The organism is Streptomyces sp. NBC_01445 (genome assembly GCF_035918235.1).
GTDB lineage: Bacteria > Actinomycetota > Actinomycetes > Streptomycetales > Streptomycetaceae > Streptomyces.
The window spans coordinates 8,996,844-9,011,246 of the sequence record NZ_CP109485.1 but is presented as its reverse complement, the minus strand read 5'-3'; the positions used below and the strand labels follow the sequence as shown (position 1 = coordinate 9,011,246).

The following is a 14,403-nucleotide window of genomic DNA, read 5'->3' as shown; positions in this document are numbered from 1 at the left end:
CAGCCTTCTGCAACAGCCTTCAGCCGTCGTGTCCACCCATGCTCGACCTGCGCACCACCAACTCCGGTTGCAGCACTACGTGTTGGTGTCGGTGATCCGTCGCCGCCGCTCCTGTTTCCTCCAGCAGCAGCTCCGCGGCGATGGTCCCGAGAGTGTAGGCGGGTTGGCGTACGGAGGTGAGCGGGACGGTCGCGGCCGCTGCGAACTCGATGTCGTCGTATCCGACGATCGCGATGTCCTCGGGAACCCGGACGCCCGCGGTGTACAGGGCCTGCAGAACGCCGAGGGCGAGCAGGTCGTTGGCGCAGAACACGGCAGTAGGGCGATCGGCGAGGCCGAGGAGGCGGGCGCCAGCGTCGCGGCCCGCGGCCACGTCCATGCGTTCGGTGGGCAGTTCGCGCAGTGCGTCGAGAGGGAGACCGGCCTCGGCGAGCGCGGCCAGGGCTCCGGTGCGCCGGTCCTGGACCTGCTTGAGATGCGGCGGGCCGCTGACGAACGCGATGCGGCGATGCCCCTGCGCGACGAGGTGGCGCAGGGCGAGCGCGCCGCCCGCCTCGTCATCGACGGAGACCGAGCAGCCCTCTTCGTCCCCGGCGACGCGGTCCACGACGACGTACGGGATGCCGTGCCTCCGGAAGTCACGCAGCGTCCCACCGCTCGGGTCGGCCGGGGCGACAAGAGCCCCGCGCACCCGCTGCTCGGCGAAGTGGGCGAGGTAGTCGGCCTCCTCGGCCGGGTCCTGTCCACTGTTGCAGACCATGACGCCGAGTCCGGCGTCACGCGCGGCCCGTTCGGCGCCCCGTGCGATGTCGACGAAGAACGGGTTGCCCATGTCGAAGACGAGCAGCGAGATGATGCGGCTGCGGCCGGCGCGCAGTTGCCGGGCGGACTCGCTGCGGACGTAGCCGAGACGAGTGATGACGTCCTGCACCTGACGGCGGGTGCCCGCAGAGACACGGTCGGGCTGATTGAGGACGTTGGAGACCGTGCCGACGGAGACGCCCGCCGCCTGCGCCACGTCCTTGATGCCAACCGTCATGGGTTCCCCTCGTACGTGCTCTGAGCAGCATTCATTCTAGTAAGTCGGTGCCTGTCCGCCGCTCAGGCAAGGTGGAAGACCTCGGTGAGGGGGCGCATCGCGGCGTCGGGAGCCTGTCCGTCCAGCTCCTCGAAGAAATCGCCCATTTCTGCCTGCCAGCGGGCGTTGACGTCAGTGGCGTCCATCGCGGCTCGGGCGGCGTCGAAGTCCTCGGTCTCCAGATAGCCGACGAGCAGACCGTCCTCGCGCAGGAAGAGTGAGTAGTTGTGCCAGCCCGTGGCGGTCAGCGCCTCCCGCATCTCCTGCCACACACCCTGGTGGCGGACGCGGTACTCGTCGATCCGGTCGGCCTTGACCTTGAGCAGGAAGCAAACCCGCTGCATCCTCATCTCCCTTGTCCAATGACGGAGCCGGGGCCACCGTCCATGACGTGAACGGCGGCCCCTTCTCCCTTACGTCGGGTCAGAACTTGAAGTTGTCGATGTTCGACTTGTCGAAGACGGTCGGCTTGCCGAGGGAGACGACACCGTCCTTGCCGATGGTGAACTCGCCCATGTCACCGGCCTTGAACGTCTGCCCCTCCTTGCCGCTGATCTGGCCGGACTCGAGGGCGACGGTGGTGTGCGCGGCCAGGGCGCCCAGCTTGGCCGGGTCCCACAGCTCGAACGCGTCGACGGTGCCGTTCTTGACGTAGGCACGCATGTCGTTGGGGGTGCCGAGGCCGGTCAGCTTGACCTTGCCCTTGTACTTGGAGCCGGACAGGTACTGTGCCGCGGCCTTGATGCCCACCGTGGTCGGGGAGATGATCCCCTTCAGCTTCGGGTGCTCCTGGAGGAGGCCCTGGGTCTGCTGGAAGGACTTCTGGGCGTCGTCGTCACCGTAGGCGGTCGTGACGAGCTTGATGTCCTTGTACTCGGGCTTCTTCAGCTCGTCCTTCATGTAGTCGATCCAGGTGTTCTGGTTGGTGGCCGTCTGGGCCGCCGAGAGGATCGCGATCTCGCCCTTGTTGCCGATCTGCTTGGCCATCTGCTGGACCTGGGTGCGGCCGAGGTCCTCGGCGCTGGCCTGCGAGACGAACACGTTACGGCAGTCCGGCTTGGTGTCGGAGTCGTACGTGACGACGCTGACGCCGTTCTTCATGGCCTGCTTGAGGGCGGTGCACAGGGCGCCCGGGTCCTGCGCCGACACGGCGATGCCGTCGACCTGCTGCTGGGTGAGCGTGTTGACGTAGGAGACCTGGCCGGAGGTGTCGGTGCCGCTGCTGGTGCCGACCTCCTTGTAGGTCGAGCCGAGCCCCTCGACCGCCTTCTTGCCGCCGTTGTCCGAGGTGGTGAAGTACGGGTTGTTGACCTGCTTGGGCAGGAACGCGATGCTCAGGCCCTTCTTGGTCGCGGCATTGGCGTCGGCCTTGCCCGCCGCCGCGGAGCCGGCCTCCTTGTTCGCGTCGTCCTTGGTCGTGCCACCGCAGGCGGTGGCACCGAGGACGAGGGCGGTGGTGACGGCGAGGGCCGCGGTGAGCCGACGGGTTCTGGTGGTGGTGGTGAGAGACATGGGCTTCTGCCTTTGCGTAGTACGACGGTGTACAGCGGTTGACCGAACAGGAGCTGGTGGTTCTATGCAGTGGCGGGCGCAGGTGATGACGGTGGCGCCGCCACCGTCTTCTTCCTGGCCCTGGCCTGAGCGATCTGGCGACCGACGCGCGGGGCGAGGACCGAGAACACGAGCAGTACGCCGGTGACGAGGATCTGGGACTGTGCCGACACGTTGACCAGGCTCATCACGTTCTGCAGGGTGCCGAGCAGGAACACGCCCGCGATGGCGCCGCCCAGGGTTCCCTTGCCGCCGTCGAAGTCGATGCCGCCGAGCAGCACCGCCGCGATGACGGACAGCTCCAGGCCGGTCGCGTTGTCGTAGCGGGCACTGGCGTAGTGCAGGGTCCAGAAGACTCCGGTGAGGGCTGACAGCACGCCCGTCGTGACGAACATGGACAGCTTCAGGCGCTTGACCCGGATGCCCGCGAAGCGTGCCGCTTCCTCGGAGGCGCCGATCGCGAACAGCGAGCGGCCGACCGGGGTGGCGTGCAGGACGACGACCGCGATCCCGAGCAGGACCACGAAGGGCAGGGCGGCGTACGGGATGAACGTGTCACCGATCCGGCCCGCGCCGAAGTCCAGGTACTGGGAGGGGAAGTCGGTGACCGAGTCCGATCCGAGGATGATCTGGGCGATGCCGCGGTAGGCGGCCATGGTGCCGATGGTGACGGCGAGGGAGGGCAGTCCGAGCCGGGTGACGAGGAGGCCGTTGATGAGGCCGCAGACGACACCGAGCAGCAGGCACAGCGGGATGATCGTCTCGATGGCCATGCCCTCGTTCCACAGGGCGCCCATCACCGCGCTCGAGAGACCGACCGTGGATCCGACGGACAGGTCGACCTCACCGGAGATGACGAGCATCGTCATCGGCAGCGCGATCAGAGCGATCGGCAGTGTGTTGCCGATGAGGAACGAGACGTTGAGCGCGTTGCCGAAGTTGTCGACGAACGAGAACGAGAACAGCAGCAGGAGCACGAACAGGACGCCTACCGCGGTGTCCCAGCGCACCGCCCCGGCCAGGCCACGACGGGCCGTCGGCTTGGGGCTCGTGATGTCAGTCATGGCGGGCACTCCTCATCTGTGCGGCCTTCTTTCGCAGCACCGCGGCGACCCGCAGCGCCAGGATCCGGTCGACGGCGATGGCGAGCAGGAGCAGGATTCCGTTGATCGCGGTGACCCAGACCGAGCTGACGCCGATCGCTGGGAGCACGCTGTTGATGGAGGTCAGCAGGACGGCGCCGAGCGCAGCTCCGTAGACGGTGCCTGAGCCGCCGGTGAAGGCGACGCCGCCGACCACGACGGCGCTGACGACGGTGAGTTCGTAACCGTTGCCGGTGGCGGAGTCGACGTTGCCGAATCGGGCCAGGTACAGGGCTCCGGCGAGTCCGGCGAGGGCGCCGCACAGCACGTACGCGGTCATGATGCGCTTACGGACGGGCACGCCGGCCAGGTTCGCCGCTTCGGGGCTCGATCCGAGGGCGTACATGTCGCGGCCGCTGCGGTAGCTGCGCAGGTAGTAGCCGACGCAGAGCAGCACGGCGACGGCGAGCAGCGCCAGATAAGGCACGACCCAGATACCGTCGTGGCCGAAGTCGACGAAGCTGCCGGGCAGTGCATCGGCCGTGATCTGCTTGGATCCGACCCAGATGGAGTCGATGCCGCGGACTATGTAGAGAGTGCCGAGGGTGACGACGAGAGCGGGTACCTTGCCGAGGCTGACGAGGGCCCCGTTCAGGACGCCGAAGACCACACCGAGCGCGACGGCGAGGAGTACGGCGACGAGTGGGCTTCCGCCGTCCCGGAGGTAGTTGCCTGCGGCGAAGGCGGAGATGCCGAGCACCGAGCCGACCGACAGATCGACGTTCTTGGTGATCACCACGACGGCCTGGCCGACCGCAACGAGCACCAGAATGGTGGCGTTGAGCATCAGGTCCTTGATGCCCTGCTCGGACAGGAACTCGCCGTTGTAGATCTGCGTGGCACCGAGCATCACCACCAGCACGGCGACGACGGCCAGTTCGCGGGCCTTGAACACCTTGTCGATGAACCGGCGCGAGGCGGTGGCCTGAGGTGCGGTCTCGTTCCGCACCGGTTGCGCGGTCATGGTCATGCGGCCGCCCTTCCTTCCTTCGTACGGCCGGTGGCCGCAGCCATCACGGACTCCTCGGTCGCCTCGGCGCGCGGGATCTCGGCGGTGAGCCGGCCCTCGTGCATGACGAGGACCCGGTCGGCCATGCCGAGGATCTCCGGCAGGTCGGAGGAGATCATCAGGACCGCTACACCGTCGGCGGCGAGCGAGGACAGCAAGCGGTGCACCTCGGCCTTGGTGCCGACGTCGATGCCGCGCGTCGGCTCGTCCACGATCAGCACCTGCGGAGCGGTCGCGAGCCATTTGGCGAGGACGACCTTCTGCTGGTTGCCCCCCGACAGAGTGCCGACGACATCGGCGAGACGCGCGTACTTCACCTGGAGCTTGACCGCCCAGTCGACGGCTCGGCTGCGCTCGGCCGTGCGGTTCATGAGCCCGGCGCGGGTGGTGTCGGCGAAGCCGGTGAGTCCGATGTTGCGCTCGATGGACATATCCATCACCAGGCCCTGGGCGCGGCGGTCCTCCGGCACGAGGGCGAGGCCCGCGGCCATCGCCAGGCTCGGGGCGCCGGGCTTGAGTCGCTTGCCGAGCACCTCGACCTCGCCTCCGTCGAAGCGGTCGACGCCGAACACGGCCCGGGCCACCTCACTGCGGCCGGCACCGACGAGCCCCGCGAGGCCCACGATCTCCCCGCGCCGCACGTCGAACGACACGTCGGTGAAGACACCCTCACGCGTGAGCCTTCGCACGGTGAGCGCGACGTCACCCACCTCGGTGAGCTGCTTGGGGTAGAGCTCGTCCAGATCGCGGCCGACCATGCGCCGTACGAGATCGTCCTCGGTCAGCCCCTCCAGCGGCTCGCTGCTGATCCAGGCGCCGTCACGCAGGGTGGTCACCCGTTGGCACAGCTCGAAGATCTCCTCCAGGCGATGCGAGATGAACAGGATGGCGGCGCCCTGCGCGCGCAGGGTCCTGACGACGCCGAAGAGGCGGGCAACCTCGCTGCCGGTGAGCGCGGCAGTCGGCTCGTCCATGATCAGGACGCGGGCGTCGAAGGAGAGCGCCTTGGCGATCTCGACGAGCTGCTGGTCGGCGATGGACAGGCCGCGGGCCGGCTGATCGGGATCGAGGTCGACGCCGAGGCGGGTGAACAGATCGGCGGCTGCCTGCTTGACCGCGCGATGGTCAACGCGGCCCAGGGAACGCCGGGGCTGGCGGCCCATGAAGATGTTCTCGGCGACGGAGAGGTCCGGGAAGAGGGTCGGCTCCTGGTAGATGACGGCGACGCCCGTGTCGCGGGCGTCCGCCGGACCGTTGAACGCCACCGGCTCACCGTCGAGCAGGACCGCGCCCGAGTCAGGGCGGTGCACCCCGGCAAGCGTCTTGATCAAGGTCGACTTGCCCGCGCCGTTCTCTCCGGCGAGGGCGTGCGCCTCTCCGGGGTACAGCCGCAGCGAGACACCACGCAGGGCGCGTACGGCGCCGAAGGACTTGCTCACCCCCTCCAGCGCGAGCACCGGAGTGGTCTCCGGTTCAGAAAGCGTCATTGCGTCTCTCCATGGGTGTGCCAGTGGTGTGCCGGGGAGTCTGCCGAGGTGGTGTGTCGTCGAGCGCGGCCTTGAATGCCGAAGAAGTCACCCGGCCTGAAATGTTTCAGTGAGGTTGCCCGGAAGCTAGCCCCGCGCAACCGGCAGGTCAAGAGGTCACTTTGATCTCCTGACCTCCCCACGTGGGCACGCCGGGCGATGAAGGCCCCTTGAACTGCAGGAAACCGGGGGCGCCCTGGACCCGCGAGGGGTGAACGACACGATTCCGTAACGTCGTGGAGAGCCTCTCCCGATCGACTGGAACCCCTTGACGGCCACCAGTCGAGGGGGTTACTTTCCCGAACGGAATGAATCGATTCACATCGTCATCCGCATGCGTCGGTTGCTGCATGCGGCCACACACGTGGTCGGTTCGTGTACCTGTCGCCCCAGCTTCCGGGGCACCCATTCCTTCAGTCACCCCGAGGTGAACATGCCTGACATCGCTGCCGTGAAGGCCGCACTCGCCGGCCAGCGGATCGAGACACCCTCCTGGGGCTACGGCAACTCCGGCACGCGGTTCAAGGTGTTCGCGCAGGCCGGTGTGCCGCGTACCCCGCGGGAGAAGCTGGACGACGCGGCGAAGGTGCACGAGTTCACCGGCATCGCGCCCAAGGTGTCCCTGCACATCCCGTGGGACAAGGTCGACGACTACGAGGGCCTCCGCACGTACGCGAAGGAACGTGGTGTGGAACTCGGCGCCATCAACTCCAACACCTTCCAGGACGACGACTACAAACTGGGGAGCGTCTGCCACCCCGACCCGAAGGTGCGCAGCAAGGCCGTCGACCACCTCCTGGAGTGCGTCGACATCATGGACGCGACCGGGTCGAAGGACCTGAAGCTGTGGTTCGCCGACGGCACGAACTACCCCGGGCAGGACGACATCGTGGCGCGCCAGGACCGGCTCGCCGAGTCGCTGGCCACGGTGTACGAGCGGCTCGGCGACGACCAGCGTCTGCTCCTCGAGTACAAGTTCTTCGAGCCGGCCTTCTACACGACCGACGTGCCCGACTGGGGAACCTCGTACCTGCAGTGCCTCAAGCTGGGCCACAAGGCTCAGGTCGTCGTGGACACGGGGCACCACGCGCCGGGTACGAACATCGAGTTCATCGTCGCCACACTGCTGCGCGAGGGGAAGCTCGGCGGCTTCGACTTCAACTCACGGTTCTACGCGGACGACGACCTGATGGTCGGCTCCGCCGACCCGTTCCAGCTGTTCCGGATCCTGCACGAGGTCGCCAAGAACGGCGGCTTCAAGCCGGAGACGAACGTGGCGTTCATGCTCGACCAGTGCCACAACATCGAGGCGAAGATCCCGGCGGTCATCCGCTCCGTGATGAACGTGCAGGAAGCCACCGCCAAGGCGCTCCTCGTCGACCTCGACGCGCTCGTCGCCGCGCAGCGCGAAGGTGATGTGCTCGGCGCGAACCTCGTGCTGATGGACGCCTACAACACCGATGTCCGGCCTCTGCTGCGCGAGCTGCGCGAGGAGCAGGGGCTGAACCCGGATCCTGTCTCCGCGTATGCCGCCTCCGGGTGGCAGGAGCGGATCGTGGCCGAGCGGGTGGGTGGGGAGCAGGCGGGGTGGGGGGCCTGAGTCTTCGCTCCGTTCCGTACGTTCACCTCTCTCACAAGGACTGATCCACGCCATGTCTACGCACCCCGAGGTCGCCGCGCTGCTGGCGCGCTCCAATCGTCTCGGCGCCGACCCCCGCAACACTAACTACGCCGGCGGCAACACGTCCGCCAAGGGCTCCGAGACCGACCCGGTCACCGGCTCCGACGTCGAGCTGATGTGGGTCAAGGGCTCGGGCGGTGACCTGGGCACGCTCACGGAGGGCGGGCTCGCCGTGCTGCGCCTGGACCGGCTGCGCGCGCTCACCGACGTCTACCCGGGCGTGGAGCGCGAGGACGAGATGGTCGCCGCGTTCGACTACTGCCTGCACGGCAAGGGCGGCGCCGCACCGTCCATCGACACGGCCATGCACGGCCTGGTGGACGCCGCTCACGTCGACCACCTGCATCCCGACTCCGGCATCGCCCTGGCCTGCGCGGCCGACGGGGAGAAGCTCACCGCCGAGTGCTTCGGTGACAAGGTCGCCTGGGTGCCCTGGCGCCGTCCCGGATTCCAGCTGGGCCTGGACATCGCGGCCATCAAGGCCGCCAACCCGCAGGCCGTCGGGGTGGTCCTGGGCGGACACGGCATCAGCGCGTGGGGCGAGACGGCCGAAGAGTGCGAGCGCAACGCCCTCTTCATCATCCGCACCGCCGAGACCTTCCTCGTTGAGAAAGGCAAGGACGAGCCATTCGGTCCGGTCCTCGAGGGATACGCGGCGCTCGGCGCGACCGAGCGCCGGGAGCGCGCCGCTCAGCTCGCCCCGGTCATCCGAGGGCTGGCGTCGATGGACCGCCCGCAGGTCGGCCACTTCAACGACTCCGAGACCGTCCTCGACTTCCTGGCGAGTGCCGAGCACCCCCGCCTTGCCGCGCTGGGCACCTCCTGCCCCGACCACTTCCTGCGCACGAAGGTGCGCCCGCTCGTCCTCGACCTGCCGCCCACGGCCGAACTCGACGACATGACCGCCCGGTTGAAGGAGCTGCACGCCGCATACCGCGAGGAGTACGCCGCGTACTACGCCCGGCACGCCACACCCGAGTCACCCGCGATGCGCGGTGCGGACCCGGCGATCGTGTTGGTGCCCGGTGTCGGCATGTTCTCGTTCGGAAAGGACAAGCAGACCGCGCGGGTCGCAGGCGAGTTCTACGTCAACGCCATCAACGTGATGCGCGGCGCCGAGGCCGTCTCCGCATACGCGCCCATCGAGGAGTCGGAGAAGTTCCGCATCGAGTACTGGGAACTGGAGGAGGCCAAGCTCCAGCGGATGCCGAAGCCCAAGCCCCTCGCCACCCGGGTGGCCCTGGTGACCGGTGCCGGCTCCGGTATCGGCAAGGCCATCGCCCACCGGCTCGCGGCGGAGGGGGCCTGCGTCGTGGTCGCCGACCTGAACGGGGACAACGCCGCTGCTGTCGCCGAGCAGCTCGGAGGGCCGGACAAGGCCGTCGCCGTGACCGTGGACGTCACGTCGGAGGAGCGGATCACGGAAGCGTTCAAGGCCGCTGCTCTCGCCTTCGGAGGCGTCGACCTCGTCGTCAACAACGCGGGGATCTCCATCTCCAAGCCGCTCCTGGAGACGACGGCGAAGGACTGGGACCTGCAGCACGACATCATGGCGCGCGGCTCCTTCCTCGTCTCCCGCGAGGCCGCCCGGACCATGACCGAACAGGGTCTCGGCGGCGACATCGTCTACATCGCCTCCAAGAACGCCGTCTTCGCCGGCCCCAACAACATCGCCTACTCGGCCACCAAGGCGGACCAGGCCCACCAAGTCCGTCTGCTGGCAGCCGAGTTGGGAGAGCATGGCATCCGCGTCAACGGCGTGAATCCGGACGGTGTGGTGCGCGGCTCCGGGATCTTCGCGGGCGGCTGGGGCGCGCAGCGCGCGGCGACGTACGGCATCGAGGAGAACAAGCTCGGCGAGTTCTACGCCCAGCGCACCCTGCTGAAGCGGGAGGTACTGCCCGAGCACGTCGCCAATGCGGTCTTCGCATTGACCGGCGGCGACCTGACCCACACGACCGGCCTGCACATCCCGGTGGACGCGGGGGTCGCGGCAGCCTTCCTTCGATGACCCGCAGCATGCCGGGTGCGGGAACCGGTGACCAGCCGGACCACCCCGCACCCGGCCGCTACACCTAGCCCCTCCCCGGAGCCCGCATGCACAACCTCACCTTCGCCGCCGCCGACCTGGGTGCCACCAGCGGCCGTGTGATCCTCGGCCTTGTAGGCCCAAGTCACCTGGACCTCACGGAGACGCACCGGTTCCACAACACACCGGTCCGCCTCCAGGACGGGCTCCGCTGGGACGTACTCGCCCTCTACCAAGGCATACTCGACGGCCTGCGCGCAGCAGGTCAGGTGTCCTCCATCGGCATCGACACCTGGGCCGTCGACTACGGCCTTCTCGACGCGGACGGCGCCCTCCTCGGCCAGCCGTTCCACTACCGCGACACCCGCACCGAAGGCGTCGCCGCCCACGACGTATGGCCCAAGATCGGGGCCCAGGAGCTGTACCAGGTCACCGGCCTGCAGCACCTGCCCTTCAACACCGTCTTCCAGCTCGCCTCCGCCGCCGGAAGCGCCCAGCTCGGCATCGCTCGAACCCTGTTGATGATCCCCGACCTGCTGATCCACTGGCTGACCGGATCCATCGGCGCGGAGGAGACCAACGCCTCCACCACCGGCCTGTTCGACGCCCGCACCGGTACCTGGGCCGGCGGCATCCTCGACCGGCTCTCCCTCGACCCAGGACTGCTGCCTCCGCTGCGCTCCCCCGGCGACCCGGCGGGCACACTGCTCCCGCACGTCGCCGCGTACACCGGCCTCGCCCCCGACACCCCCGTGACCACGGTCGCCTCGCACGACACCGCGTCGGCCGTGGTCGCCGTACCGGCCACGACACCGGACTTCGCGTACATCTCCTGCGGCACCTGGTCCCTTGCCGGACTCGAACTCGACGCTCCGGTCCTCAGCGAGGAGAGCCGCGCCGCGAACTTCACCAACGAGCGCGGCATCGACGGCACCGTCCGCTACCTGCGCAACATCATGGGCATGTGGCTCCTCGAAGAGTGCCGCCGTACCTGGGCGGCGCAAGGTCTGCCGGACGACCTGCCCGCACTCCTCACCAGCGCCGCCCAAGCCGAGCCCTTCACGTCCGTCGTCGACCCGGACGCCCCTGAGTTCATGACACCCGGCGACATGCCCGAGCGCATCCGCGCGTACTGCCGCCGCACCAACCAGCCGGCCCCCAGCATCCAGGGGGCTGTTGTCCGCTGCATCCTGGAGAGTCTGGCCCTGGCCCACCGCAACACCCTGCGCCAGGCATCCTCCCTCGCCGACCGCGACATCCGCCACATCCACCTGGTCGGCGGCGGCTCCCGCAACGAACTGCTGTGCCAGTTCACCGCCGACGCCACCGGCCTCCCGGTGATCGCGGGCCCCACCGAGGCAACGGCCCTGGGCAACATCCTCGTGCAGGCGCGCGCCCACGGACTCGTCGGCGACCTGTCGGCGATGCGCAGCCTCGTAGCCGACACACAGGAGCTACGCCACTACACGCCACGCGGCAACAGCGCCGCCTGGGCCGCGGCCGCTGCCCGCCTCTCCCCCACGGCCACCACTTCCGGCAAGGACTCGTGATGCGCGTCGCCCTCTTCGCCACGTGCGTCAACGACGCCGTGTATCCCTCCACCGCCGTCGCCACGGTCAGGCTCCTCGAACGCCTCGGCGTGAAGGTGGACTTCCCGGCCGCTCAAACGTGTTGCGGACAGCCCCAGTTCAACACCGGCTACCGCCGCGAGACCGAACCCCTTGTGCACCGCATGGGCCGCGCCTTCGAGGGCTACGACTACGTGGTCACCCCGTCCGGCTCCTGCGTGGCGATGGTCCGCGACAACTATCCGCGCATCGCCGCGAAGGGCATCGACCCACGGCTGACGCAGGTGTCGGACTCCCTCGTCCCTCGCATGTACGAGCTGACCGAGTTTCTGGTGGACGTGCTCGGTGTGACCGATGTCGGCGCCTACTTTCCGCACAAGGTCACGTACCACCCCTCATGTCACGGCCTGCGCATGCTGGGCCTGGGTGACCGGCCGACGAAACTCCTCAATGCGGTCAAGGGCCTTGAACTGATCGAGCTGCCGGGTGCCGAGGAATGCTGCGGCTTCGGCGGCACCTTCGCCGTCAAGAACTCCGACGTGTCGACGGCAATGGGAACCGACAAGGTCGACAACTCCCTTTCCACCGGCGCGGACGTCCTGTGCGGCGCGGACAATTCCTGCCTGATGCACATCGGCGGCATCCTGCGCCGCCAGGACGCACCACAGCGAGCCCTGCACCTCGCGGAGATCCTCGCCAGTACCGAAGAGGAGCCCTGGTCATGAGCGGGACCTATCTGGGGATGCCGTCCTTCCCGAAGGCCGCCCACGAGGCCGTCGGCAACACCACCCTGCGCGCCAACCTGAAGCACGCCACGCACACCATCCGCGACAAGCGTGCCAAGGCCGTCGCGGAGCTCGACGACTGGGCGCTCCTGCGCGAGGCCGGCAAGCAGATCAAGGACCACACGCTCCGCCATCTCGACACCTACCTCGTGCAGTTGGAGGAGGCGGTCACCGCGGCGGGCGGCGTCGTCCACTGGGCCGCCGACGCCGACGAGGCCAACCGGATCGTGACGCGCCTGGTCAAGGAGACCGGCGAGTCCGAGGTCGTCAAGGTCAAGTCGATGGCCACCCAGGAGATCGGGCTCAACGAAGCGCTCGAAGAAGCCGGGATCGCCGCTTACGAGACCGACCTCGCCGAACTGATCGTGCAGCTCGGCCACGATCGCCCCTCCCACATCCTCGTCCCCGCGATCCACCGCAACCGCGGCGAGATCCGCGACATCTTCGCCCAGGAGATGGGCGCGTGGGGCCGCCCCGCCCCCGAAGGCCTCACCGACACACCCGCCGAGCTGGCCGAGGCCGCGCGCCTCCACCTTCGCGAGAAGTTCCTGCGCGCCAAGGTCGGCATCTCCGGCGCCAACTTCATGGTCGCCGAGACCGGCACCCTCGTCGTCGTCGAGTCCGAGGGCAACGGCCGCATGTGCCTCACCCTCCCCGAGACCCTGATCTCCGTCGTCGGCATCGAGAAGATCGTCCCCACCTGGCGCGACCTCGAAGTCTTCCTCCAGACGCTCCCCCGCTCCTCGACGGCCGAGCGCATGAACCCGTACACGTCGATGTGGACCGGCACCAGCGACGCCGAGACCGCGGACGGCCCGCGCGCCTTCCACCTCGTCCTCCTCGACAACGGCCGCACCGACACCCTCGCCGACGAGGTAGGCCGCCAGGCCCTGCGCTGCATCCGCTGCTCGGCCTGCCTGAACGTGTGCCCGGTGTACGAGAGGGCCGGCGGGCACGCATACGGCTCCGTCTACCCCGGCCCCATCGGCGCCATCCTCAGCCCCCAACTCCGCGGCACCACAAGCGAGATCGACGCCTCGCTCCCCTACGCCTCCAGCCTCTGCGGCGCCTGCTACGAGGTCTGCCCGGTCGCCATCGACATCCCCGAAGTCCTCGTGCATCTGCGCGAGAAGGTCGCCGACCAGGGCGGCAAGGGGCACCGCCTGGAGAAGGCCGCGGTCAAGGCGGCCGGCTGGGTCCTGGACCACCCAGGCGCTTTGGCAGCAGGCGAACGTGTCGCGGCGAAGACCCGCAAGCTGCACCCGAAGAAGCTCCCCGGACCGGGAGCCGGGCAGTGGACGAACAGCCGAGACCTGCCGGAGATGCCCGCCGAACCGTTCCGCGACTGGTGGAAGAAGAACCGCACATGACCTCCCCCACGACACCCTCGTCCCGCGAGCGAATCCTGTCCCGCGTGCGCAAGGCTCTTGTCGACGCACCCGAGGCAGACCACCCCACGCGTACCTACTTCCAGACCCATACCGCCGACGACCCGGCCACGATCCTCGACCTGCTGCACGAGAACCTGGCCGACTACCGGGCAATCGTGCACCGGTCCCAGAAAAGTGAACTCCCCTCGCTCATAGCGAAGTTGCTCAAGGAGCACAGAGCCCGCACGGTCGCCATCGCACCTGGCCTGCCCGACACCTGGCTGTCCGACGCGGCGGTGGAGCAGCGCCCGGACGAAGGTGCGGCAGGGGGAACACCCCTCACGTCGTACGACCTCGACGGCACGGACGCCGTAGTCACCACTTGTGCCCTCGCCATCGCGGAGACCGGCACGATCGTCCTGGACGGCGGCCCCGGCCAGGGCCGCCGCGCGCTCACTCTCGTCCCCGACCTGCACATCTGCGTCGTACGCACCGCCGACCAGGTCGTCGCATCGGTCCCGCAGGCCCTCCCCCGCCTCGACCCCACCCGCCCGCTCACCTGGATCTCGGGACCCTCCGCCACCAGCGACATCGAACTCGACCGCGTCGAGGGAGTGCACGGCCCGCGCACCCTGCACGTAGTACTGCTCACCGGCTGAGGAAC

Annotated in this window: 12 protein-coding genes; 6 read left to right on the top strand and 6 right to left on the bottom strand. The window is 68.6% G+C overall.

Annotation, left to right across the window (positions count from 1 at the left end; genetic code table 11):
* Positions 1 to 19: 19 nt before the first annotated feature.
* From OG574_RS41100 to OG574_RS41075, 6 genes are all read right to left on the bottom strand, one after another.
* Positions 20 to 1,039 carry a LacI family DNA-binding transcriptional regulator gene (locus OG574_RS41100; RefSeq protein ID WP_326777335.1) on the bottom strand — a complete coding sequence of 340 codons (1,020 nt, stop codon included), beginning with the start codon at positions 1,037 to 1,039 and terminating at the stop codon, positions 20 to 22.
* Positions 1,040 to 1,101: 62 nt separating this feature from the next.
* A complete protein-coding gene (locus OG574_RS41095; RefSeq protein ID WP_326777334.1) occupies positions 1,102 to 1,422 on the bottom strand; it encodes an L-rhamnose mutarotase in 321 nt (106 codons plus the stop codon).
* Between the two features lie 79 nt (positions 1,423 to 1,501).
* Entirely contained in the window at positions 1,502 to 2,590 is a 1,089-nt protein-coding gene (rhaS, locus tag OG574_RS41090; RefSeq protein WP_326777333.1) for a rhamnose ABC transporter substrate-binding protein, read from the bottom strand.
* 62 nt (positions 2,591 to 2,652) lie between these two features.
* On the bottom strand, positions 2,653 to 3,693 hold the full coding sequence (locus tag OG574_RS41085) for an ABC transporter permease (RefSeq protein WP_326777332.1): 1,041 nt from the start codon (positions 3,691 to 3,693) through the stop codon (positions 2,653 to 2,655).
* Positions 3,686 to 4,741, bottom strand: a complete 1,056-nt coding sequence (locus OG574_RS41080) for an ABC transporter permease (RefSeq protein ID WP_326777331.1) — start codon at positions 4,739 to 4,741, stop codon at positions 3,686 to 3,688. Before OG574_RS41080 ends, OG574_RS41085 begins: the two co-directional genes overlap by 8 nt.
* On the bottom strand, positions 4,738 to 6,267 hold the full coding sequence (locus tag OG574_RS41075) for a sugar ABC transporter ATP-binding protein (RefSeq protein WP_326777330.1): 1,530 nt from the start codon (positions 6,265 to 6,267) through the stop codon (positions 4,738 to 4,740). The genes OG574_RS41080 and OG574_RS41075 overlap by 4 nt, the downstream gene beginning before the upstream one ends.
* A gap of 472 nt (positions 6,268 to 6,739) precedes the next feature.
* Between OG574_RS41075 and rhaI the strand changes: the two genes are divergently transcribed.
* From rhaI to OG574_RS41045, 6 genes are all read left to right on the top strand, one after another.
* Entirely contained in the window at positions 6,740 to 7,906 is a 1,167-nt protein-coding gene (rhaI, locus tag OG574_RS41070) for an L-rhamnose isomerase (RefSeq protein WP_326777329.1), read from the top strand.
* 52 nt (positions 7,907 to 7,958) lie between these two features.
* A complete protein-coding gene (locus OG574_RS41065; RefSeq protein WP_326777328.1) occupies positions 7,959 to 9,998 on the top strand; it encodes a bifunctional aldolase/short-chain dehydrogenase in 2,040 nt (679 codons plus the stop codon).
* A gap of 86 nt (positions 9,999 to 10,084) precedes the next feature.
* Positions 10,085 to 11,566, top strand: a complete 1,482-nt coding sequence (locus OG574_RS41060; protein ID WP_326777327.1) for a rhamnulokinase — start codon at positions 10,085 to 10,087, stop codon at positions 11,564 to 11,566.
* The gene (locus OG574_RS41055; protein WP_326777326.1) at positions 11,566 to 12,309 is read left to right on the top strand and encodes a (Fe-S)-binding protein; all 744 of its coding nucleotides are present in this window, start codon (positions 11,566 to 11,568) and stop codon (positions 12,307 to 12,309) included. Before OG574_RS41060 ends, OG574_RS41055 begins: the two co-directional genes overlap by 1 nt.
* On the top strand, positions 12,306 to 13,739 hold the full coding sequence (locus OG574_RS41050; RefSeq protein WP_326777325.1) for a LutB/LldF family L-lactate oxidation iron-sulfur protein: 1,434 nt from the start codon (positions 12,306 to 12,308) through the stop codon (positions 13,737 to 13,739). Before OG574_RS41055 ends, OG574_RS41050 begins: the two co-directional genes overlap by 4 nt.
* Entirely contained in the window at positions 13,736 to 14,398 is a 663-nt protein-coding gene (locus tag OG574_RS41045) for a LutC/YkgG family protein (protein WP_326777324.1), read from the top strand. Before OG574_RS41050 ends, OG574_RS41045 begins: the two co-directional genes overlap by 4 nt.
* Positions 14,399 to 14,403: the final 5 nt, after the last annotated feature.